15 protein-coding genes are annotated in these 24,910 nt (G+C 55.8%); 3 read left to right on the plus strand and 12 right to left on the minus strand.

The genetic code is table 11. The features are described from left to right. Positions 1-268: 268 nt before the first annotated feature. A complete protein-coding gene (locus EC836_RS21120; RefSeq protein WP_233599383.1) occupies positions 269-2,008 on the minus strand; it encodes an ATP phosphoribosyltransferase regulatory subunit in 1,740 nt (579 codons plus the stop codon). Between the two features lie 558 nt (positions 2,009-2,566). Here EC836_RS21120 and hdcC point away from each other — a divergent pair. The 3 genes from hdcC to hisS (EC836_RS21135) are packed head-to-tail and all read left to right on the plus strand — an operon-like array spanning position 2,567 to position 6,397. Beyond that, positions 2,567-3,919 carry a histidine-histamine antiporter gene (gene hdcC / locus EC836_RS21125; RefSeq protein WP_123336788.1) on the plus strand — a complete coding sequence of 451 codons (1,353 nt, stop codon included), beginning with the start codon at positions 2,567-2,569 and terminating at the stop codon, positions 3,917-3,919. A 39-nt stretch (positions 3,920-3,958) separates the two neighbouring features. Then, on the plus strand, positions 3,959-5,095 hold the full coding sequence (locus EC836_RS21130) for a histidine decarboxylase (RefSeq protein WP_123336790.1): 1,137 nt from the start codon (positions 3,959-3,961) through the stop codon (positions 5,093-5,095). 27 nt (positions 5,096-5,122) lie between these two features. Further along, on the plus strand, positions 5,123-6,397 hold the full coding sequence (hisS, locus tag EC836_RS21135; RefSeq protein WP_123336792.1) for a histidine--tRNA ligase: 1,275 nt from the start codon (positions 5,123-5,125) through the stop codon (positions 6,395-6,397). A gap of 36 nt (positions 6,398-6,433) precedes the next feature. Here hisS (EC836_RS21135) and der read toward each other — a convergent pair whose 3' ends face one another. The 11 genes from der to EC836_RS21190 form a co-directional block, all read right to left on the minus strand. Beyond that, the gene (gene der / locus EC836_RS21140; protein ID WP_123336794.1) at positions 6,434-7,939 is read right to left on the minus strand and encodes a ribosome biogenesis GTPase Der; all 1,506 of its coding nucleotides are present in this window, start codon (positions 7,937-7,939) and stop codon (positions 6,434-6,436) included. 172 nt (positions 7,940-8,111) lie between these two features. Then, on the minus strand, positions 8,112-9,293 hold the full coding sequence (bamB, locus tag EC836_RS21145) for an outer membrane protein assembly factor BamB (RefSeq protein WP_123336797.1): 1,182 nt from the start codon (positions 9,291-9,293) through the stop codon (positions 8,112-8,114). 104 nt (positions 9,294-9,397) lie between these two features. Next, entirely contained in the window at positions 9,398-10,018 is a 621-nt protein-coding gene (locus tag EC836_RS21150) for a YfgM family protein (protein WP_123336799.1), read from the minus strand. Between the two features lie 37 nt (positions 10,019-10,055). Beyond that, complete coding sequence (gene hisS, locus EC836_RS21155; protein ID WP_123336983.1) at positions 10,056-11,333, minus strand: histidine--tRNA ligase; 1,278 nt, start codon at positions 11,331-11,333, stop codon at positions 10,056-10,058. A gap of 82 nt (positions 11,334-11,415) precedes the next feature. Continuing rightward, positions 11,416-12,537: a flavodoxin-dependent (E)-4-hydroxy-3-methylbut-2-enyl-diphosphate synthase gene (gene ispG, locus EC836_RS21160; protein ID WP_123336801.1), complete on the minus strand. Its 1,122-nt coding sequence runs from the start codon at positions 12,535-12,537 to the stop codon at positions 11,416-11,418. A 39-nt stretch (positions 12,538-12,576) separates the two neighbouring features. Continuing rightward, positions 12,577-13,590: a cytoskeleton protein RodZ gene (rodZ, locus tag EC836_RS21165; protein ID WP_123336803.1), complete on the minus strand. Its 1,014-nt coding sequence runs from the start codon at positions 13,588-13,590 to the stop codon at positions 12,577-12,579. Next, a complete protein-coding gene (pilW, locus tag EC836_RS21170) occupies positions 13,580-14,308 on the minus strand; it encodes a type IV pilus biogenesis/stability protein PilW (RefSeq protein ID WP_123336805.1) in 729 nt (242 codons plus the stop codon). The genes rodZ and pilW overlap by 11 nt, the downstream gene beginning before the upstream one ends. Before the next feature lie 99 nt (positions 14,309-14,407). Continuing rightward, on the minus strand, positions 14,408-15,577 hold the full coding sequence (locus EC836_RS21175; protein WP_123336807.1) for a bifunctional tRNA (adenosine(37)-C2)-methyltransferase TrmG/ribosomal RNA large subunit methyltransferase RlmN: 1,170 nt from the start codon (positions 15,575-15,577) through the stop codon (positions 14,408-14,410). Between the two features lie 203 nt (positions 15,578-15,780). Then, the gene (gene ndk, locus EC836_RS21180) at positions 15,781-16,212 is read right to left on the minus strand and encodes a nucleoside-diphosphate kinase (protein WP_062744669.1); all 432 of its coding nucleotides are present in this window, start codon (positions 16,210-16,212) and stop codon (positions 15,781-15,783) included. Between the two features lie 215 nt (positions 16,213-16,427). Next, positions 16,428-18,767, minus strand: coding sequence for a penicillin-binding protein 1C (pbpC, locus tag EC836_RS21185; protein WP_123336809.1), 2,340 nt, complete (start codon positions 18,765-18,767; stop codon positions 16,428-16,430). Between the two features lie 8 nt (positions 18,768-18,775). Continuing rightward, a complete protein-coding gene (locus EC836_RS21190; RefSeq protein WP_123336985.1) occupies positions 18,776-24,745 on the minus strand; it encodes an alpha-2-macroglobulin in 5,970 nt (1,989 codons plus the stop codon). Between the last annotated feature and the right edge of the window lie 165 nt (positions 24,746-24,910).

Consider the following 24,910-nt stretch of genomic DNA (forward strand, 5'->3'; position numbering starts at 1 on the left):
TCCTGGAGAGAATAAGACGCCATTATTGCTGGCAGATGCCGCCGTGTGTGGCGGTTGCCATCCCGCTCATAACGATGAGCTACAATAAGTATAGATGTCTTATTTTTATTAACATTATTACGCGGGACCAGCCCGTCCGGTGTTAACCGCTGAAGCTCACACACCCGCCAAACCTGGGCTGACGGACATAAGCTCCCGCAACTAACGCCAAAATTGTACCACCAGGTTCATTCTGTGATAAACAAAAAGTTAACATCCAACTAAAAAATTATCCATATGGTTCATTTTTTACACCACGGCTCACCGGTAAAGAATTGAGACTATGGCCGAGTATGCTTATCGCCTTAGCGAGGTTGACTCGCTGTTCTTTCCCACTGTCACGATCGTAAATAGCAACGTCGGTAGCGGTTCCGCCATGAGGAACCACGATAATAAATCGCCCGCCCTGCCGTCTGGCATTACGCACGCAGGCATTGACCCGCATATGGGAAAAGTCATTGGCGATGCTCATCTGCGGAAAGGTTTTTCTGAGCGAACGGCCCAGGTTCAGCGCTTCGGTACTGGCCGCTGGCGAATCGGGGATAATGACCACATCCGTCACCTGCTGCTTCAACAGGTGTTTATCGGTCAAACGCACTAAACGCATAATCGGGTCCAGCATCAGGGCAAAGCCGCAGGCCTGAATCGGGGCTTCGATCACGGTACTGGCGCAGTCATCATAACGCCCACCGCGGCAAAGCAAACGGTGTTCCATCAGCGCCTCGCAGTGCCATTCGAAATAGGTGTGGCAGTAAGCATGAGGGGGATAAAGCCACCGATCCACCACAAACGGCACGTGGGCCTTCGTCAGGGATGCCAGTAAGAAATCAAAGCGCTGTCGCGAGTCTGTCCCAAGATAGTCGCTGATTTCCGGCGCGAGAGAACGTAGCTTAGCCAGCAAAGGATGGCCTGAACACAGCAGTTTTTCCGGTTGGATTGCCAGACAGTCCAGCCATTGCGATTCGAACAGGCCGGTGAACGGCTGGTAGAAAGCACATAGCGCTGCGCGGAAAGCGGCGAACTCCTGCGGAGTTCCCGTGCTGTTAATTTTCAACTCCACATTTTCCTGCAGGCCCAGCGATCTAAAGAAATCATACTGCAGGACCAGCTGCTCCACTTCGATATCCACCGCCGCGTAGCCGAAAGCTTCCACGCCAAGTTGCTGATACTGTTCGATATGTTCCCCTTTATTTTCTGCACTTCGAAACATCGCTCCCTGGTACCACAGTTTGCTCGTGGACTGCAGATGCGGATGCTGAGTGAGCATTTGCAGGCACCCCATCGTTCCCTCTCCGCGCAGCAGGGCGCTGCGGTTACCCGTCAGGAGAGACGTCATATTTTGCGCAGTAAAAACTGCCTCATTGCCTTCGCTCTCAAGGAGCGGCAGCCGAACTTCCTGATAGCAGTAACGGGACAGCAGGCAGGCCGCCTGATTCTCCAGCCACACCCAGTCGGTGACCTGGTTGTGAAAATATTTACGCGGTCGCCCGGCCTGCCTCGGCTGTACCGGCCGATGCAACTGCCTTTCCAGGCGCTGGCAATACTGCGGTGTACCCAGCAAACGATTCTGATTCAGGCAATCCTGCAGACGTTTTTCTATCGAAGGGCTAAGAGGGGACTGGATAAAACGTGCATACTGTCTGGCACGTTCTTCAGGTGTATTGCCAAGCCGAAAATACTGTTCATGCGGGGTAATCATTTGCAGTTGCTGCTCACCGATATTATGCCGGTAGCTGCTCCACGGCAGTCGTTCCCCCTCGACATATTCCCGTTCCCGAAGGCGGGTATCAACAAATTTTTGCGCAATAAGCAGATAGGCTTCGGGTTCAATCAGCGAGCTGTTATATCTTCCCTCCCACAGGCTTCCGCTACGATGATACTTCTGATTAAAACAGGGAACATAGCTTCTGCCGATATGCTGAACCAGCCGACTCAGATCCTCTTTTGTCTGCGGCGTTAATAACAACATAAGTTGATGGGGTAGCAGGGTAAAAGCATGCAAAGCGAAGTCAAATATTTCGCCCGCTCGTCTTAAACAGTTAAGGAACGTTAAATAATCATCCTCATCATTAAAGACGATATCATTATTATGTCCCTTAAGCTGAATGAGTTGCGGCAACCCCTGAACATACACTCTCGACGTTCTGGACATGGGTAGCTCCCATATAATTTCGGAAATTTAATTAAAAACAGGAACGGCCATTAAACAAGAATACGGACTCTTTCACGCCAGAATAGTCCTTCATATTCACAATCATTGTCAAGCAAACAAAACCCTGACCAAGGAAACGGGCAGAATAGGCTTACGCGTACAGCTAACGAAAAGAGGTAAATAAAAAAGGGGACGGAACGCGTTTTTAATCTTTTCATCACCCCATGCCGCGCTGACCTACAGAAAAAAAACAAAGGCCAATATTAAATGATCTAAATCATCTTTCCCCTCCTCCCCATTTTTAAACTCCGTACATCACCGCAAATTCAATCGACCTTTTTATTATTAATGGCACCACGTTACAGGATAGATAAAATGGATAAAATCAGCGCAAAGTCAGCCCATAAAATGGGCGTTGTGGCTCTGACACTTGTCACCGCCTCGAACATGATGGGGTCAGGGGTATTTATGCTACCGACTAACCTGGCCGGTATTGGTTATATTTCCCTGTGGGGATGGCTGTTTACTATTATCGGGGTCATCGCCATCGCTCTGGTCTTCGCAAAAACCAGCCTGCTCACACCGCGTAACGGCGGGATCGTGGCCTATGCCAGCGATGCTTTTGGTCCCTTCGTGGGATTTCAAACCACCGTCTGCTACTGGATTAGCGCCTGGATCGGCAACGTAGCGTTGCTGGTCGCGGGTATTGGCTATCTCAGCTACTTCTTCCCGCAGCTCAAAGACCCAACCGTTGGCTGTGTGACGGCTATCGTGATCCTCTGGGGTTTTATCGGCCTCGGCAGTCTGGGCGCACGCGTAGCGGGTCGCGCTCAGTCCTTTACCGCCAGCTGTATGCTGGTTGTGGTACTGGGTATCGGCGTTGTCGGCTGGTTCTGGTTCGATCCAACGATGTTCAGCCAGGTCTATAACGGCACGGGGAAAAGCGACAGCTCGGCGATTATCTCTGCCGCCTCCATTGCGCTGTGGGGATTTCTCGGGGTGGAGTCCGCCGTGGTTTCGACAGGCCAGGTCGATAACCCGGAGCGCACGGTACCGAAAGCCACGGTGATGGGCTTGCTGATCGCGTCTGTCTGCTACGTCGGCAGCTGCACGGTGATCATGGGTCTGGTGCCTCACGCCGAACTGGTGAATTCCTCTGCACCTTTCGCCGATGCAGCACGCTATATGTTTGGTCCTACCGCGGGCAATATCGCCTCGGCGCTCAGTATTATCGCCTGCTTCGGCTCAATCTCCGGCTGGCTGATCCTGCAGTCCGAGGGGCCACGCGCGGGTGCCCAGCAGGGGCTGTTCCCGCAATTCTTTGCCGATGTGAATAAAAATGATGTCCCGATGAAAAGCCTGGTTTTCACCGGCGTGCTGATGAGTATCGTCCTGATGATGACCGCCTCGCCTAATCTGGCAAAACAGTTTGAAGTCGTCATTTTAATGTCCGTCTTTGCCTCCCTTTTGCCTTACATGTACGCGTTAATCTCTCTGCCCATCATTATGATGTCCAAAAAAATGAATCGCGGCCCCACCTTTATGTTCTACGCCGTCATGGTGGCGATTGGCATGATCTACAGTATTTTCGCACTGCTGGGCTCAGGAACTGATTCAATATTCTGGGGGATCGTCATGATGATGTTCACCATTCCGTTATTCTCCTTCGTCGCCGCAGGCCGCAATAAAAAAGGGGATGACATTCTTTATCTCGATAAAAAATCCTGATCCGACCTTTCTTTCATCCATTAAAAAGGAATTAACACGATGACTCTGTCTATTGAAAGCCAAAATAAACTTGATGCATTCTGGTCACACTGCGTTAAAAATCAATATTTCAACCTGGGTTATCCCGAGTCCGCAGATTTTGATTACACTAATCTTGAACGTTTTATGCGTTTCTCCATTAATAACTGCGGTGACTGGGGCGAATACTGTAATTACCTGTTGAACTCTTTCGAGTTTGAAAAAGAAGTTATGGAATACTTCGCCAGTCTGTTCAAAATTCCTTTCGCCGAAAGCTGGGGATATATCACCAACGGCGGCACCGAGAGCAATATGTTTGGCTGCTATCTTGGCAGGGAAATCTTCCCGGATGGCACGCTGTACTACTCTAAAGATACGCACTATTCCGTAGCAAAAATCGTTAAGCTGCTGAGGATCAAATCTAGTGTGGTGGAATCGCTGCCGAACGGCGAGGTCGACTACGACGACCTGCTGAATAAAATCGCCCGGGACAATGAAAAGCATCCGATTATTTTTGCCAACGTCGGTACGACCGTGCGTGGGGCGATTGATGATATCGCGCTGATTCAGCAACGGCTGAAGGAGGCCGGCTTTAAGCGTGAGGATTATTACCTGCACGCCGATGCCGCGCTGAGCGGCATGATCCTGCCTTTCGTTGACGAACCACAGGCCTATTCTTTTGCTGACGGTATTGATTCTATTGGCGTTTCCGGCCACAAAATGATCGGTTCGCCCATTCCCTGCGGCATTGTGGTTGCGAAGAAGAAAAACGTCGACCGCATCTCCGTTGAGATCGATTACATCTCTGCCCACGATAAAACTATCTCGGGCTCCCGCAACGGGCATACCCCGCTGATGATGTGGGAAGCCGTGCGCAGTCATAGCCATGAAAGCTGGGTACGCCGTATTGAACGCTGCCTGAACCTGGCCGAATATGCCGTTGAGCGTTTCCAGAAGGCGGGAATCAATGCGTGGCGCAACAGAAACTCCATCACCGTCGTCTTCCCCTGCCCTTCAGAAGCCGTCTGGAAAAAACACTGTCTGGCTACCTCCGGCGATATCGCTCACCTGATCGTCACCGCGCATCATCTGGACTCCAGCCAAATCGATCGGCTGATTGATGATGTTATCGCTGACCGACAGGTTAACGCCGCGTAAAAAACGGTCACCAGGTAAGGAGTGAAAATGAGTAAAATTCAGGCCATCCGGGGAATGCGCACCATTCTTCCCGAAGAAACGCCCGTCTGGCAATGGCTGGAAAGTCAGGTCAGAAACATCACCTGGCGCTACGGCTATCAGGAAATTCGCCTCCCCATTCTGGAACCCGTCTCGCTCTTTGAGCGAGCGATCGGTGAATCTACCGATATTGTGTCGAAGGAAATGTATAACTTCCTGGATAAAAGCGGCGAGCACATCACTCTCCGCCCGGAGGGCACCAGCGGCTGCGTAAGAACCATCATTGAAAACAATATGTGTTACAACAGCACGCAGCGTTTGTGGTACCAGGGGCCGATGTTTCGCTATGAGCGGCCACAAAAAGGCAGGTTGCGCCAGTTTACCCAGTTTGGGGTGGAAACTTTTGGCATGCCCGGTGCGGACATCGACGCCGAGCTGATTTATATGGCCAGCGATATTTTTAAGGCATTAAAGGTAGAGCGCTACGTGCGGCTGGAGATCAATTCACTCGGCACCCTGCCGGAACGCCATGAGCATCGCCAACAGCTGGTGAGTTATTTTGAACAGCACCGCGAGATTCTGGACGAGGATAGTCTGCTGCGTTTGCAAAACAATCCGCTGCGTATTCTCGACAGTAAGAATCCGGATATGCAGAGCATGATCGAGGGTGCCCCAAAACTTCTCGACTATCTGGGACATGAATCACGCCAGCACTTTGAAGAACTGTGTGGACTGCTGGATAGCGCCGGTATTGGCTACACCATTAATCCTCGTCTTGTTCGGGGGCTGGATTATTACACGCGCACGGTATTTGAGTGGATAACCGACGAGCTGGGATCGCAGGGCACACTCTGCGGCGGTGGGCGTTATGACGGGCTGGTTGAGCTGTTCAGTCATAAAACATTACCCGCTTCCGGCTTCGCGATTGGCGTTGAACGACTGCTACTGCTGCTGGAAACCGTGGGGGCTAAGGGGAGTGTCAGCAATCATCCCGATATTGTTGTCACCTGTGAAGATCCCGCTCGCAGCATCGATGCCCTGCTTCTGGCGGACCAGCTTCGACGGCATCTGCCTGATTTTAAAGTCCTGAGTGATTTCACGGGCGCCAAAATCAAACGCCAGCACGCGAACGCCCTGAAAAGCGGTTGCCGGTATATTGTGACGTTAAACGGTGACAGTCGAACGGGGCTCTGGGACCTGAAGGCAAATTCGCAGGAAACAATGAGACCGGATGATATCTGGAAAAAACTGTCTCACCGACCTGCCAACACGACGGCAGACTGAGTGAAAAAAAAGGGAGCCATCAGGCTCCCTTACAGATTAACGCTTGTTCTTCTTCAAATGGCTGAGCAGGCGCTTACGCTTGCGCAGCTGATTTGGCGTCAGCAAGTTACGCTTGCCTTCAAACGGGTTCTCACCCTCTTTGAACTGAATACGGATCGGCGTCCCCATCACTTCCAGTGAACGACGGAAGTAGTTCATCAGGTAGCGCTTATAGGAGTCCGGCAGGTCTTTGACCTGGTTACCGTGGATGACCACGATCGGCGGGTTATAGCCACCGGCATGAGCATACTTCAGCTTAACGCGACGGCCGCGCACCATCGGCGGTTGGTGATCGTCAGCGGCCATATTCATAATGCGCGTCAGCATTGAGGTGTTCACGCGACGAGTCGAGCAGTCATAGGCTTCGGTGACGGATTCAAACAGATTGCCGACGCCGCTGCCATGCAGCGCAGAAATAAAGTGAATGCGCGCGAAGTCGATAAAGCCCAGACGGAAGTCCAGCGTCTCTTTCACTTCATCACGGACTTCCTGGCTCAGGCCGTCCCACTTGTTCACCACAATCACCAGCGAACGACCGCTGTTGAGGATAAAGCCCAGCAGCGACAGATCCTGATCCGAGATCCCCAGATGGGCATCAATCACCAGCATCACGACGTTGGCATCTTCAATGGCCTGCAGCGTCTTGATTACCGAGAACTTCTCAACCGTATCGGTCACTTTACCGCGCTTGCGCACACCCGCAGTGTCGATCAGGATGTATTCGCGTCCATCGCGCTCCATCGGGATATAGATACTGTCGCGGGTGGTACCCGGCATATCGTAAACCACGACGCGATCTTCACCGAGGATGCGGTTAGTCAGCGTTGACTTACCGACGTTAGGACGACCCACAATCGCCAGCTTGATCGGCAGATCCAGCGGGTTAAAGTCATCTTCCTCTTCTTTTTCTTCTTCTACCGTTTCGCCGCGCGCTTTGGCTTCTTTGCGCTCCAGCTCGGCCCAGTAGGCGGCGTTTTCTTCTTCTTCGGTCACTTCGCGGGGATCGACTTTATCCATCCACGGCAGTAGAACCATTTCCAGCAGGCTGGTCACACCGCGACCGTGCGAGGCGGCGATCGGATGAATTTCACCCAGACCCAGCGACCAGAAGTCCAGCACCGCCGCATCCGCATCCAGACCATCGGTTTTGTTAGCGACGAGGAACGTCGGCTTTTCACGCGAACGCAGGTGGTTAGCGATAGCCGTGTCAGCAGGCATTAACCCGGCACGGGCATCAACCATAAACAGGACAACGTCAGCTTCTTCAATCGCCAGAAGCGACTGCTCCGCCATACGCGTTTCCACGCCCTCTTCGGTACCATCAATACCACCGGTATCGATGCAAATATATTCGCGACCTTCGATTTCGGCACGACCATATTTGCGATCCCGGGTAAGTCCGGGGAAATCCGCCACCAGCGCATCTCGCGTGCGCGTTAAACGGTTAAAAAGGGTGGATTTTCCCACATTGGGACGCCCGACCAGCGCGACCACAGGTACCATATTGAAGCCTCATAACTGAAAATTACGCCTGGCTGCGAATACTATTCTCTGCGTCAGACAGATTTTTCCGCCGCAGGGCTCAGGACAATGGCGTAAGGATAACACGCCAGGAGAAAAACGAAACGGCCCCTGAATCATCAGGAGCCGCTATATAACGTAAACCGGGGAGATATTAGCGCGTAAACGCGTAAACCTCACCGTCTTTGGTCTGAATCAGCAGTTTATCGCTGGCCACCACCGGTTCGGTCTGGAAGCCTGAGCTGTCAACTTTCTGCTGAGCAACAAAGCGACCGTCGTCGGTATTGAGCCAGTGCAGGTAGCCTTCGCTGTCGCCCACAACCAGATAGCCGTTGTACAGAACCGGCGCGGTCAGGTTACGGTGCAGCAGATCGCTCTGACGCCAGATAGACACGCCGCCGTCGGTGCTCAGGGCGATAACGCGATCGTCCTGATCGACCAGGTAAATACGACCACCGTCAACGATCATATCGTGAACGGAGCCGATTTCGCGTTTCCACAGGATCTGGCCGGAACGCAGATCCAGCGCGGTCAGGTTACCGTTGTAGGCCAGTGCGTAAACAACGCCGTTCACGATGACCGGCGTGGTATCCACATCGGACAGGCGGTCGATTTCAGTCGCGCCGCTCGGCTGGGAAATACGCTGCTGCCAGATAATCTGGCCCTGGTTCATGATAACCGCGCTGACGCGACCGTTATCACCCCCCACAATCGCGGCACCAAAAGCGGTAGCCGGAGCAGATTCTCCGCGCAGGCTCAGGGCCGGCACGTCGAGGTTGACTGACCACTTCACGACACCGCTGGACTGATCCAGACCCTGCAGCATGCCGTTGCTGGTATGCACCAGAACCAGACCGTCGCTGATCACCGGACGGGACAGCACTTCACCGGCGGCTTTCGTCTGCCAGGCAACGCTGCCATCGTTGGTGTTTAATGCGTAAACCTGTCCGCGCTCGCTACCGACATAAACGTGGGCGCCATCAACGGTCAGACCACCGGAGAGCAGTGCAGGCAGGTTGCTGGAGAAGAAACCGGTCTTTTCTGACAGGTCAACTTTCCACTGCTCTTTGCCATCGCCCGAATTCAGTGCTTTAACAATACCGTGGCGATCGGCCGCATAAACGGTGCTGTCAGCCCAGGCCGGGTGCAGGTTAGAGTAAAAATCACCAACGCCATCACCGACCGAAGTGCTCCAGACTTTTTCCGGAGTGAACTGGTTTTGAACGGTCGGCAGTGGTGACATTTTAACCACGTCTTCTTCGCCGCTAAACCATGAACATCCGCTGAGTAAAGTGACTGAAATCAGTCCCGGCAGAAGTATCTTACGCAATTCCATGAAGTCCCTCTTGTGCCCTGTTCAGGCCAAATATTGGAGCCTTATACACGTATAACCAGAGCCGCGGCCGCGCAAAACGCCGCCAGCGGTGGGCCAAAACGTGATTAACCCGGCAGATTATTCATTTTCATTTGCAGCATTTCTTTCAGCGTCGAAGACGCATCAGAAGCCACACCCTTGCTCCACGCTTCGCGTGCGCCCTGGGTATCGCCTTTGCTTAACAGCGCTTCGCCGCGGATATCCGCCACGATGGCCGTCCAGCCGTCACCTTTGATGCTTTCCAGCGTTTTCAGCGCCACATCAGGCTGCTTCTGCTGCAGCTGAATGCGTGCCAGACGCAGATTCAGCACAGCCTGAAGGTTGGCGTCTTTTGCATCCTGCAGGCCGCTCTGCAGCTGTGTGGCTGCTTTATCCAGCTGGTTGTTATCAATGTAACGCTTCGCCAGATCGAGAGAGGCCAGAGCACCGTAGGTATTGTTGTTGTCGCTGGCAAACTTTGCCGCCGCTTCAAGCGTTGCGGGTTTGCTGGCATCCAGCGCAGAAGATACCTGCTGATAGACGGCAGATACTTCACGCGATGCGCCATCCTGGTGATTGCTCCAGTAACGCCAGCCGACCAGCGCGCCGGCGCCCAGTACCACGCCAACCACCAGAGCTTTACCATTCTGGGCAAAGAAATTCTTCAGCGCGTCTACCTGCTCGTTTTCGTTGCTATACACTTCCACGCAGTCCTACTCCTTTAAATCGTGCTTTTGCTCAGGCTCAGCGCTCCAGCATTGAAGCCAGCAGAGTTGCAGCATCACGCTGCGCCAGAGTTTGTTGTTCGCCGTTACGTAAATCTTTCACCACGACCTGGCCATTGGCAACTTCATCTTCACCAAGAACCAGAGCAACGCGTGCGCCCCACTTGTCAGCGCGGGCAAACTGCTTCTTAAAGTTGCCGCCGCCAAAGTTGGTCATGAGCTTCAGCTCGGGCAGCTCATCTCGCAGCTGCTCGGCCAGCAGCATCGCGGCTGACTGCACGCCCTGACCCGAAGCGATAACATAGACATCAACAATTCGCGTCGGTTCAAATTCTGGATTAACTGCCTGTACCAGCAGGACAAGACGCTCCAGGCCCATGGCAAATCCAACCGCTGGCGTGGCACGCCCGCCCAGTTGCTCAACCAGGCCGTCATAGCGCCCACCGGCACAGACCGTACCCTGTGAACCCAGGCTGGTCGTCACCCACTCGAACACGGTACGGTTATAGTAGTCCAGACCGCGCACCAGACGCTGGTTGACCGTATAAGCGATGCCGGCCGCATCCAGCAGCGCGCACAGGCCGCTGAAGTGCTCACGAGAATCATTGTCCAGATAGTCGCCCAGCGTTGGCGCATCGTTCAGCAGCGCCTGCACGTCCGGGTTTTTACTGTCCAGCACGCGCAGCGGGTTAGTATACATACGGCGCTTGCAGTCTTCATCGAGCACATCGATATGCTGCTCAAGGAACGCGACCAGGGCATCACGGTAGTTTGCACGCGCTTCCAGCGAACCGATCGAGTTCAGCTCCAGCTTAACGTGCTCGGCAATACCCAGCGCTTTCCACCAGCGCGCGGTCATCATGATCAGCTCGGCATCAATATCCGGGCCCTGCAGGCCAAAGACTTCTGCGCCAATCTGATGGAACTGGCGATAGCGGCCCTTTTGTGGGCGCTCATAGCGGAACATCGGTCCGATGTACCACAGACGCTGTTCCTGGTTGTACAGCAAACCGTGTTCGATACCGGCACGCACGCAGCCTGCGGTCCCTTCCGGACGCAGGGTCAGGCTTTCGCCGTTACGATCGTCGAAGGTATACATCTCTTTTTCAACCACGTCGGTCACTTCACCGATGGCGCGTTTGAATAACGGGGTTTGCTCTACAATCGGCAGACGTATTTCACTGAAGCCATAGCTGCCCAGCACCTGCTTCAGGATCTGCTCAATGCGCTGCCACACTACGGTGTCAGCCGGCAGGTAATCGTTCATGCCACGGATGGCCTGGATATTCTTCGCCACTGTTTTTTCCATTTTTTGTGTCTGGCAGCATGCTGATAAGCTTATCAACTCGCTATATTAGCCTCGGCCAGACGCGATAAATTTATTTCTCGACCTGATGAACATCGATACGGCGCGATTCATCCAGGATTGTCGCCTTGGCACGGATACGCGCTTCCAGCTGGTCGATCATATTATTGTTATCCAAGCGGTCGCGCTGGCGAACGCCGTCTTCATAAAAGCCGCTTTTCTTGTTGCCGCCGGTGACGCCCATGGTGGAGACCGTTGCCTCACCGGGGCCGTTCACCACACAGCCGATAATGGAGATATCCATCGGCGTGATGATATCTTCCAGCCGCTCTTCCAGCGCATTCACCGTACCGATCACGTCAAACTCCTGACGGGAACAGGTCGGGCAGGCGATAAAGTTGATACCGCGAGCGCGAATACGCAGGGATTTCAGAATATCGAAACCGACTTTCACTTCCTCAATCGGATCGGCCGCCAGCGAAATACGCAGCGTATCGCCAATCCCTTCGGACAGCAGTAAGCCGAGGCCGATAGCAGATTTAACCGCACCGGCACGCGCACCGCCCGCCTCGGTAATCCCGAGGTGCAGTGGCTGATCGATCTGCTTTGCCAGCAGGCGATAGGATTCAACGGCAAGGAAAACGTCAGAGGCTTTTACGCTGACTTTAAACTGATCGAAATTGAGACGATCGAGGTGATCCACATGGCGCATGGCCGATTCCAGCAGCGCCTGCGGCGTTGGCTCGCCGTATTTTTCCTGCAGATCCTTTTCCAGCGATCCGCCGTTTACGCCGATACGGATCGGAATATTGTAGTGCCGCGCGCAGTCAACGACCTGGCGGATACGCTCTTCGTTACCGATGTTACCGGGGTTGATACGCAGGCAGTCCACGCCATATTCAGCGACCTTTAAAGCAATGCGGTAGTCAAAATGAATATCGGCAACCAGAGGAACGTTAACCTGCTGTTTGATCAGGCGGAACGCTTCCGCCGCATCCATGGTCGGCACGGACACGCGAACGATATCAACACCGACGCGCTCCAGTGCTCTGATCTGAGCAACGGTGGCAGCAACGTCGGTGGTCTTGGTATTGGTCATAGACTGGACGGCGATAGGTGCTCCGTCGCCCACGGGCACCTTGCCGACGTAAATGCGCTTCGATTTGCGACGGGTAATGGGTGCTTCATTATGCATATTCTTTCTCCACAATTGCTCGCGCCCAGAGAAGATGCGTTATGGCGCACCAACTGTCAGACGAGCAACCTGGTTAGTACGGATAAAACGACTCAGATCGACAGGATTGCCCTGATACTGGATCTGTACTGCGGCTGGCGCACCAATTTTCAAACGATAAGGCGCGGTGCCAGCAAGGCTAAGTTTACCACCGCTGCGCTGGATCCCGCTGAACAGTTTTTTCCCTGCGGAATCGGTGACTTCCAGCCAGCAGTCTTTCGTGAAGCTCATCACCAGCGCATTTGGATCGGCGGCAGGCTGGCTGACGCCAGCGCTGGCGGTTGGCAGCGGGCTGCCGGTGGTGCTATCAACCGGAGCCTGGCTTGGCGAAACCACGGCAGGCTGATTCTGGCTGGTTTGAGCCGAAGCGGCGGGCGCAGAAGCAACGGGAGCGGTAGCCGCTGGAGCCGCCGCATTTCCGCTATTTTCTACCGGTTCGACGGGTGTAGTCTGAGCCGAAGCCCCCTCTTCAGGGGACTGTGGCTGAGCGGAGGCGTCCGGGGAACTGCCTTCGCTACTACCTTCCAACTGGATAGACTGGCTGTTGTCATCGCTAACGGAGCTGTTCTGATCGGACAATGAGACCAGATCGTCCTGTGCGGCTTTATGATTCTGCCACCACCAGGCACCGGTCAGGCCGACCACCACGAACACCACCAGCCAGGTGAAGATCATTAACCAGCCGTCCCGCTTTTTGCGACGTTTACCCAGAGCAAAACTCTGCATGGGCTCAACTTTCGCCGCCCTGATCGGAGCCTGTTTTGCCATCATCGGCAGCAGGTCCTCTTCTGGTATACGAACCAGACGGGCATACGAACGGATATAGCCGCGTAAGAAGGTCGATGCCAGATCGGCCGGGGTCTTATCTTCTTCAAGGTCGCGAACGGTGGAAAGTTTCAGGCAGAGGCGCTCAGCAATGTTCTGCTGAGTCAGGCCCATTTGTTCACGGGCGCTACGCAGGCGCTCGCCTGTTGAATTTACGTTAGATTTTTCTTGAGTGGCTTCAGTATTCATTAGCTAGAAAGTGCTGGTACTGTATCGATTGTGGAAAAATTCGCGCAAGTTGGCCCCCAAAATGTTTAACGTCAGCAGTGCGGCCTTCCTGCACGGCGAAGCGAATCTCTAGCCACAAACTTTCCGCTGAAACAGGAAAGCTGTGTTGATAAATGTCTAACAGGATCCGCGAATCCTCACGTCTCCCCTTTCCAAATCGCCTTTCGGCTTCTGCCAGCATGGGCATTCCCTTAGCAGGATCGGCTGTCACCGCTTCTGCCAGCGCATCACGCGCTTTGTCTTGCTGCCCGGCATTCAGATAACAGTAGCCTGAATTTTCAACGCTGTCGGCACGAGTCCCATTTGCTGAATCTTCAGCAGCCTGAATGAAATGCCGTTGTGCCGCATCATACTGCCCTAATCTGCAAAGAAACGCACCGTAATTATTAAGCACATACCCGTTTTGCGGTGCCAGCGTCAGCGCACGATGATAGTGCTTTGCAGCCAGCCTATCGTCGCCCGCCCGATGCTGATAGCGGGCTTCCGCCAGCTGTGTACGATAATCATTCGGTGCCAGCATCAACGCCCGCTGCAGATTTCTCTGCGCGGCATCTAATTCGCCGCGCGCCAGATACGCCAGACCCAGCTGCAGCCGGGTTTCAACCAGTGCCCTGTTCTGCTGTGACGTCTGGCATCCCACCAGCAGCAACGCTGCCGCGGCCATCATCCTGATGCGCATTCTGCCTCTCCCTGGACTGTGACATAACCGTCAGGGTACGCCAATCAGCCCGGGGCCAACAGCCCGCGGCGGCAGATGATTACCGGAAAAAACCGGCTTTCAGAGCGCCTTCACAGATATGGCCTCTCCGGCCATTTTCTTTCTCAGAGTACGCTTGGTTCTGTCGATCACATCACCAGCCAGCTGACCGCAGGCGGCATCGATGTCGTCGCCGCGCGTCTTACGGACAATAGTCGTAAAGCCGTATTCCATCAACACCTTAGAGAAGCGGTCAATGCGGCTGTTAGAGCTACGGCCGTACGGTGCACCCGGGAACGGGTTCCATGGGATCAGGTTAATCTTACACGGCGTATCTTTCAGCAACGCGGCCAACTCATGGGCGTTGTCGGTGCTGTCATTGATGTGATCGAGCATCACGTACTCAATGGTCACCCGCCCCTGGTTGGCGTTAGATTTACCGATATAGCGGCTGACGGCGGCCAAAAACGTTTCAATATTGTACTTTTTATTGATCGGAACAATTTCGTCACGAATTGTGTCATTCGGGGCGTGAAGCGAAATAGCCAGCGCCACGTCGATCATATCGCCCAGCTTATCCAGCGCGGGAACCACACCCGACGTCGACAGCGTTACGCGGCGCTTGGACAGACCAAAGCCGAAGTCGTCCAGCATGATTTCCATCGCCGGAACCACGTTAGTCAGGTTCAGCAGCGGTTCACCCATTCCCATCATCACCACGTTGGTGATTGGACGCGAGCCGGTGACTTTCGTTGCGCCGATGATTTTAGCGGCACGCCAGACCTGACCAATAATTTCCGAAACGCGCAGGTTGCGGTTGAAGCCCTGCTGCGCGGTAGAGCAGAATTTACATTCCAGCGCACAGCCAACCTGGGAGGAAACACACAGCGTGGCGCGATCTTTTTCTGGAATATAAACGGTTTCGACCTGCTGGCCGCCTACCTGAATAGCCCACTTGATGGTGCCATCCGCAGAGCGCTGTTCTTCAGCCACTTCCGGCGCGCGAATTTCCGCCAGCTCTTTCAGCTTGTTGCGAAAGACCTTGTTGATATCGGTCATTTCATCGAAATCATCGCAGCAGTAGTGGTAAATCCACTTCATGACCTGATCGGCACGAAACGGCTTTTCACCCAGGCTGGCGAAAAACTCGCGCATTTGCTGGCGATTCAGGTCGAGCAGGTTGATTTTGTCTTTTTTTGGCAGGACGGTTACAGGCGATGCGGACGACGGCGTCACAATAGTATCTGACATAATGTTCTCTGGCCTCGTTATTACACGTTATGGCGCTGTTTCGGTGAATTCAGGTGAATAGAATAAGAAGCGCCCCGGAGAGCAAGCTCTACCGGGGCGCATAATTGTACTCGCGACTAACGTAAGGTTAAAGCGGCAGACAAAAATAAATTGTAAACCGCAGGGTTATTCACCGTACCTGACGCCAGTCTGGCAGCCGCTAGTTAGCGAGTGCGTGGGCAGATTTCGCCTTCGCCGAAGAAGTAGGCGATTTCACGTGCAGCAGATTCAGCAGAGTCAGAACCGTGGGTGGCATTCTCGGTGAAGCTGTCAGCGTAGTCAGCACGCAGAGTACCCGCCAGAGCGTTAGCTGGGTTAGTTGCGCCCATCAGATCGCGGTGACGCTGAACGGCGTTTTCGCCTTCCAGTACGGAAACAACTACCGGACCAGAAGTCATGAACTCTACCAGACCATCAAAGAACGGCTTACCCTGGTGCTCAGCATAGAAACCTTCGGCCTGTTCTTTGCTCAGGTGCAGCATTTTGCTACCAACGATTTTGAAGCCAGCGCTTTCAAAACGGTTGAAGATGGCACCGATCACGTTTTTTGCAACAGCGTTAGGTTTTACGATGGAAAAGGTACGCTCAATAGTCATGTTGACCCCTGTTTTATACGTCGAGTTTAGCCGTGAAAAGTGTCCCGGCCGGGAAAATGGCCGCAGATTATAAGGGTGCATAAGCGGAAATGCCTATCGGAGTTTCAAGAAAATGTTGAAAAACACGATCGGCGTCGCGGCTTTTTTCGCCACCTGCCGCCATTTTACCCAGCCGTTGGCTGATTAACCACCCAACGGCGGTAAAACCGCATAAATCAGTTAATGATGGCAATCCTAACCGCACGGCTGTCGGCGCGGCCGCGATCGTCAATCGCGCGTATTCTGTACACTCCGGAGCGCGATGGCTGCCAGTCCAGCGGCGTTTTGCTGGCGCTGCTGCCGAGATAGATATCATCAACGAACCAGTAAACGGTGCGGCTGTCGGCATCGGTCACCGCGCTGAAACTGATATGCTCGCGCCCGCGCTGCGACTGACGCAGCGTGTAGGTGGTATTTTTCAGCGGTGAGGTAATTCGCGGTGCGGAACCGCTTTGTGCCTCCGGCTGGCATTCCCCGGCGGGCGGCGGCCGTTTTGGCAGACCCGCGCTGGCAAAAACGTTCGCCAGATCCGAGGGCCAGAATTCGAAGACCTCAACATGGCTGTTTTGTTCGTCCCACGGCGCACAGGCCACCCTGCCGGTCAGGTTATCAATCCTCAGCGGACGATAAACGGTATCAACGGTGATGGGAGATTTACCGGGAATAAACCAGCTGCTGCCGCGCTGCTGGCACCATTGAGTCGGCAGGTTGCCGCTGGGCAGGCAGATATCCACCTTTTTCAGCTGCGGGGGAAAGCGGTGCCGCGGCTCCTGAATCCGCGGATAGCTGGCGACCACGCTGTCGATAATATTAAAGAACAGCGGCGCGGCGGCTTCCACGCCGATAAAGGCGTTATTGCCCTGGCCGGAAAAATTCCCTTCCCAGACAACCAGCACGTAAGGCCCAAAAATTCCTACGCTCCATGCATCGCGGAATCCCCATGAGGTGCCGGTTTTCCAGTAAACCGGCAGCGAGGAAGGCCGCTGGGCCAGCGTATCGCCGGGGCGACGATGCTGGCGCAGAATATCGAGGGTCATAAAGCTGGCTTCTTCACTCAGCAGCCGGACGCCGGCATCAGCCGGGTCGCCTTCACGCATCCGCAGCGGACGCAGCTCACCCCGGTTAGCCAACATGGCATACAGCCTGGCCAGTTCCTGAGCGGTAACCTCGCCGCCGCCCAGCACCAGCGAAAGTCCGTAATGCTTTTCGCTGGCCATATTGCTGATGCCCGCCAGTCGTAAAAACTGGTAGAAGCCCGGCTGGCGCAGCTGCGCTGCTATTGCCACGGCGGGAATATTGCGGCTGAAGTTGAGCGCATCGGTTGCGGTCACCGGTCCGAGAAAGCGGCGGTCAAAGTTTTCCGGCGCATAGCTGCCGAAGGTGGACGGCACATCCTTCAGCACGGTCATCGGATGCAAAACGCCCTGCTCCATGCCCAGCGCATAGATAAAGGGTTTAAGCGTAGAGCCGGGGGAACGTTTTGCCGTTGTGCCGTTAACCTGCCCCTGGATCTGCCGATTGAAATAACCCGCCGATCCGACCAGCGCGCGCACGCCCATATCGCGGCTGTCCACCAGCATCACCGCCGCGTTATGAATTCCCCGGTTTTGATTGCGCAGGATAAAGGCACGCACCTGCCGCTCAACCAGCGTTTGCAGCGTGGCATCCAGCGTTGTATCAACCTTATGCGCACGTTCTCCCGGCTGGAGCTGCTCGATAAAATGCGGCGCAGTAAACGGCAGCGCCTGCGGCTGGCGCAGGGTCATCGGCAGGCGAAACAACGCCTGCTGCCCCTCATCGGTGGGCCAGGTTTTTTGCCAGCGGGCAAACAGGCGATTGCGCGCCTGCATCAGCGCCGGGCTGAGTTCACCGCTGCGCGGGTCGATCCGTAAGCTAGGTGACTGCGGCAGCACGGCCAGCGTTAATGCTTCCGCCAGCGTCAGCTGCGCAGGGGGTTTATTAAAGTAAATCAGGCTGGCAGCGCCCAGGCTTTCAATGTTGCGGCCGTAAGGGGCGTAGTTTAGATAGGCTTCCAGAATGTCGTGCTTGGAGTAATTCAGCTCAAGCTGCACGGCACGCAGCAGCTGCACCAGCTTTCCACCGGGGGTTCGCGTATTCAGCTGCCACTTCATGCGCGCCAGCTGCATGGTGATGGTCGATCCCCCTTGCTTGCTGCCGCCGGAAATATAGCTGCGCCAGAATCCGCGCAGCAGGCTGACCGGATTAAAGCCGGGATTCGCGTAAAACCAGCGGTCCTCATGCAGCAGGATACCGTCGATCGCCAGCGGCGACATCTCCGTCAGCGGCGTCCACTGACGGTAGCGATCGTCGCGGGCGAGCTGTAAGCGCAGTAACTGACCATGGCGATCGTACCAGGCCGTCGACAGCGGCAGTCCCTGCGACAGCGGTGGGTGCGGCCACAGCCGCCAGCCCAGTAAAAACAGGGCCAGCAGTATCACCACCGCGACCGCATTTTGCAGCAGCCGCCTGATCCCGGGCCAGTCCGTAAACGTCATCTGCCGCGTTACGGCGCGGCTGACGGTTCAGCCGCCACCACCTGAATTTTCCCCTGCGCGGCGGACATCGCCTGAATATCGCGATCGTACATCGCCTCACCGTAGGCCGGTGGGATCACGAAGCTGCCGGTATTGGTGGCTTTAATCTGATAGACAAACTCCTGAACTTCACGCGTGGCACTGCCATAGACGATCACCCGATCTTCACGGATATCGCTGTAATCCACCGACCAGGTTGAGCCATCGGCAGCCAGCGGCGAGGTCCATCCGCCACGGTTTTCGCTCTCGCCCTCCTCTTCACTGCTTTCCGGCGGCGGTGGCGTCTGCTGTACGACCTCAAATCCCCCCGGCAGCAGATCGACCACGGCAAGGTTACTCAGCGCCTGCTGTGAATTCGCCCTGACCTTCAGATGAACCGAAATCGTCTGGCCCAGCGTCACTTTATCGATGGGTTTTCCGGCGGCATCAGTATAGTCACGGGTAATTTCCAGCCCGCGCGAGATCGCTTTCTGCGGCGCGGCAAGGTCGTATCCGGCCTGCGTCACCACGTACCATGCCGGTGCGCTGTTCGGATTGCTGAACTGAACCGAGCGGGCAGCGGAACTGAACTCGCCCTGGCTGAACTGGCCTTTAATGGAGGAAATGAGCTGTGGAACCTTACCGTCACCGCTCAGCTGATTAATCTTCAGGCCCTGCACATCATTCTGCTGCGCGACCTGCCCGGCATAGCTTTCCAGCGCCAGAATGCTCATCGCCGAGGAGAAAGTGGTATAGCGCTCTTCACGCAGCGCCTGCACCATATTCTCCAGCACCTGTGGTGGGATCGCGGACACTTTCTCCGGGAAGTGGCGCACGATCAGATACAGCCGCGTCGCATCCGTCACCAGCGGATCGTAATAGTTCTGCGTCCACCAGCTCTTACCATAGGCCTGACTCAGTGCCTGCCAGCTGGGCTTCAGCAGTCGTTCAGCTTCATCGTCCGCCTTGAGCAATTTCCAGGAAGAGGCCAGATACAGCGCTGCCAGGTCGTTTTTCCAGCCGTCAGGGAAGCGGTTTTGCAGCGTTTCCTGCACCGAGGCCAGGGCGTTAGTGGTGATTTCACCCTGCCTCGTCAGCAGGTAAATCGCCCAGGCGCGCAGGCGCAGATGATACAGGTCCTCATAGCCGCTGCTGGCGAGGGTTCGCAGCGCCACGTTGGCCTCATCCAGCATATCGGCAGGCAGCGGATACCCCGCCGCTCTGGCCTCCAGCAGGTACTGAACAACGTACGGTGTTACGAACGGATCGGCCTGCGGTGAAGCTGTCCACAACCCGAAAGCCCCGTCGCCGTTTTGCCGCGAGCGCAGTACGTCAAGAATGCCTTTGAGCTGCTGACGCACTTTATCGTTCGACAGGCTGCCCCTCAGTTCAGGATGTTCGCTCTGCAACAGCAGCGGGATTGACTGGCTGACGATTTGTTCGGAGCAGTAATACGGATAATCGGCCAGATACTGCGCCAGCCCGCTGGTCAGCACCAGCGGCGAATAGGAAACCGCCGTCTGCCGCTGCGCATAGGCATCAAACATCTGGCGCAGATTATCCACCTGCTGCTGGCTGCCGTTCATCCGTCCCATTACCGACTGGGTGCGATACGGCATCGCCGGGCGCACCGAGGTGCTCAGCGTCCGCTGGCTGGTTTTATCGCCGTAGACGGCGCGGAACACCAGCGGGGCGTCGCCGAGCGCGGCTTTTGCCCGCAGGCGGAAAGTCACCACACCTTCATGCTTCGCCGCCAGCGGCAGGGACTGCTCTGCGCTCCCAACCACCTCCAGCTGCGCCGGTGGCGTTACGCTGAGCGTGACGGGCAGCGCTTCACTGCCCTGCCCTTCAAGGTTGTTGCTGACGCCAACGCTGACATCAAACTCATCACCCGGCGCCACCATCGCCGGAACGTTCGGCGTCAGGATAAAGTCGTCGCGCACTATGGTGGAGGTCTGCGCCTTACCGATTTTTCCGGCGGTAGCGGAAATCGCCATCACACGGATTTTGCCGTTGAAGTAGTCCGGGACCGCATAGGTGAACTGCGCCTGTCCGTTCACCTCGGTAATGCCGGACCAGAATGCTACCGGCTTGTCGCGCTTGCGTTTAAACGGGTTCAGATGCAGATCCAGGCTTTCGCCGCCGTCACCGCCCGGCGCGGAGGTCAGCGACATCAGCTTGCTGAACTCCGGCAGGATCAGATCGAGGATCTGCGAACTTTCCACATTCAGTTCGCGCTTGCGGAAGAAGTAGTCCAGCGGATCGGTCAGGCGATAGCGCGCCACCTGCAGGATCCCTTCATCAACCGCAAAGACCGCGACCTGCTGCGGCCCGTCGGTGTTGACCGTCATAACGAGATCGTTCCCCGGTTTGATCACCTCCGGCACGCTCAGCGCCAGCGCGTTTCTACGCGCCTGGTTGCTGATTTTAAACGGCATTACGCCGTAGCTGAGCGGGCTCATAAAGATTTCGTCGGAGTTGATATCGCGGACAAACTGCACGTTGATATAGGCATTGCCCTCCAGCCCGGCAGGGATGCGGATCTTCTGCACGGAACTGGTGGTGGTGGTATGGAACCACTGCCAGCTGTACACTTTTTCGCGCTCAATGGTGATCAGCCCGCTGCCGGTGTACGGCGCATTGATGGCCACTTCGATCTCATCGCCCGGCTGATACTCAGCGCGATCGAGCTTCAGCTTAAGCTCGGCATTACGATCCAGCGAACGGCTGATATTAGCGTCGCCGGTGACGCTGTAGGCGATACGGTTGAGCACATCGCCTTTGGCATTTTTCACCACCAGCACGTAATCGCCCGGCTGGTTGGTCATCAGCGGTAAGGTGGTGCCGGATGCCGCTAGTTCCAGCCGGTTTTCACTGACCGGGATTTCCTTCAGTTTTGACTGATACTTGTAGACGCCGGACTCCTGCTTTGTGAGCACCGACAGGTATTTTTGCTCCAGCAACTCCAGCTTCAGGTCGCCCAGCGCCAACGGCTCAAGCGACGGGCCGATCGCCAGCAGATTCACGCTGCGCTGCGTGCCCAGACGGATAAAGCTGAGATCGCCGTCCGGCTTGAAGCCCACCAGATAGTCCCACGGCGAAACCAGCGTGCGTGCGGTGGCGGCGACGGAGCGCCCGCCGCCGGCAACAAAGGCTTCCGACAGCAGCTGCAGCTGCCAGGTGGCATCTTGCCAGCCGCTGAGATCCAGCGCGATATTGGCCGCCCCGCTGTCGTCCGTCGTACTGTCCTGCAGCTCCGTTTCAAACCCTTCACCGGCCGGGCGCGCTTCATAGAAGGCATAGTCGGGGTAGCGATCGAAGGCCGGATAGACCGGGCGCAGCGTCAGCTTCGAGGCAACGCGTCGACCCTGTGCCGGAGTACCAAACAGGTTCTGTACGTCAATGCTGGCCTTCAGCTCGGCGGGTTTGACCCAGCCCGACTGCCTGTCCGGGGTCAGCGACAGCTTAACCTTGAGCTGGTCCGGCTCGAACTCTTTGATATTCACCGCTGTGCTGCCCAGCAGGCGGGTGGAATCATCATCCTTACCCGGCAGGTAGAGGTAGATCATCCATTCGCCGGTCGGCGCGTTTTCGTCCGTGGTAAAGCTCAGTTCATTGAAGCCGCTGGCGTTGAGGGTCAACGGCACGGTGCGCATCAGCTTGTCGCGCGGATCGTGAATCTCTGCCCTTACCGGAATACCTTTTAGCAGCACCGACCAGTCCGCCGCACGGGTGATGAGGCCAATATTGAAGGTGTCACCGGGGCGATATACCCCGCGATCGGAGAACAGGTAGCTGCTGAGGGTACGCGAATCTTCCGGTGTCGTTTCGCCGTAAACATCAAAGCGCGAGAAGTCGAGGCCACGATCGTTGTCCCGCCCGCTGGGCAGGAACGACACGTCGCCTTCTTTTTCCACCAGGAACATCACCGGCTGGCGCTCATTGGTATAGGCTTCCAGCGGCGGGAAGCTGACGTGGCCGTCGCCGCCCGTCCTTCGAGTCAGCAGCTTCTCACCGTTTTTAGCCACCACGGAGACCAGCGCGTCCGCGACCGGCTGGCCGCTGCTGATGGATTGAACGAACAGGTCGCGGGTTTTATCCTGCGCGCGTTTGGCAATAATGCCGAGGTCGGTCACCACCACGAAACGCGAGTCACCGATGCTCTGCTGTTCTTCATCCTCTTCCTGATACGCCTCTTCCCCCGGCTGCGGATCCTTTTGCTCTGGCGACCACGGCGTCAGGGAAAGCAGGAACACACCGCGATGGGACGCGCTGTCGGTAGACAGGTAGCGCGACAGATCGATCCCCTGATAGCTGACTTCACCCGGGCGCTGATTGCCGATCGCCGTCTGATAACGGAAGTGCTCGGTGAAATACTCATCGTTCAGGCGGTTAAAATCAGCGGAGGCATAGTCGCGGCTTTTGAAGGAGACGATATGCTGCAGCTGGCTCGGGATCACGCGCTTGATATCCAGCCTCATCCCCGGAACGTTACGCGCCGCGACGCTGATGTGCTTATCGCCGTTCACCGGCAGCAGCGCGCCCTGGGCGGCGAAGCTCAGCATCTGCGGAAAATCCGGCACCTGGATCACCTGCCAGACTTTTTGCGGCAGTTTATAGCCGCCGCTGGAGGTGACCAGCGCGTCAACCTGCACCAGCAGATAGCGCTGGGCCGGCGCATCAAATTTGAAGCTGAACTGCGGCTGATAGTCCTCTTCGGCCTCGTTGAGGCTTAACGGCAGCGGGGGCGATTTCTGTAAAACGGCCCGGTCGATATTATCGATGTTCCATTCGGTAAACTCGCTTTGGTCCGCGTTTTTTGCCTCAGGGCGGGGATCGCGCTGCGGCAGCAGCCAGGCTTTCACCGCGTTGCCAACGTCTTTGTCGGCGACCGCATCGCTGAAGCCGACGATTAGCGCTCGTTCACTCGGGCTGCCCGGTTTATCCACCACCTGCGCGCTAATATCGTTGACGCTCAGACTGTAGAGGCTTGGTACGCTCACCCAGCTTTCACCCTTGCGCTCAATGCTGTTGCCCGGCAGAGACGACTTGAGCGGCTCGGCGATTTTCAGGTGTACCACACCGCCGTGATCCATCGCCACCAAAGGTTCAGAACGAACCCAGGCGTTCAGTTTTTTATCATCCCAGCTAACGGTGAATTTGAGCGGTTTCTCAGCCTGCCCCTTGGCGCTGGCTACGCCCAGAGAAAGCTTTTTCTCAACGCTTGCCGCATCGGCGGGCACGGTAAAGCGCAGGTTAAAAATGGCGCTGTGCTGGCCGCGATTCTGCGGATCCTGGTAATACTCGGCCTCACCTGTCTGATAGTCGAAGGCGGGAACGCTGAAGTGATAGCGGGTTTGCTCCAGCTGGATCTGCGGGGCCAGCAGCACCTTCGGAGTAAGATCTACCTGGTAGCTCGCACCCAAAGGCAGCGGGGATTTAGGCGTAAAAATAAGCGTTTGCGCGTCGGACCATTTCCACTCACCGTCCAGCGCAGGTTTAATGCTGATGCCTTTATCCACCGGCTTACCGACGCGTTCAATCGGGGCAGCGGAAGTATCAAAATGGAGGGTCAAAAGCTGTTCAGGGAGTGTTGCCGCCTGATAATCCAGCGCCTGCGGGTTGGCGGCTTCAACATGGGTTTGCTGCAGTGTAATCGGCGCAACGTCGATCGGCTGCGGGCGATTTTGCCACAGGTTCCAGCCGTACCAGCCCGCCGCCAGCAGGCCCAGCAGCAGGATCAGCATCAGGCTGATGACTTTGGGATGGCGGATAACGCCCTGCTCCAGACGGTTAAAACCACGGCCAAATGCTGCCGCCCAGCGCGGTGCCTGCCAGTTAATCTCGCCGAGCAGCGGGCGCAGAATACGCCCCAGCAGCCAAAGCACGCGAGAGATCAGCCAGCAACAGCCCTTGAGCAGCAGAAAGGGTAAACGCAGTAACAGCCTGAGCACATCCATCAGAACCAACCTTATATTCCATTATGCCTTTATTCTGACAGTCCCCTTGCCCCACCGCTGCATCCGGGTGACTGTCAACTCGTGTTACAAATTCTCTAAAATAGTAATCGGTAATCTGTACAATATCTATTCCCCGGCGTACGCATTTTGCCTGCTGCCTCGCAG

The sequence above is a fragment of the Erwinia sp. JUb26 genome (assembly GCF_003751505.1).
GTDB lineage: Bacteria > Pseudomonadota > Gammaproteobacteria > Enterobacterales > Enterobacteriaceae > Erwinia.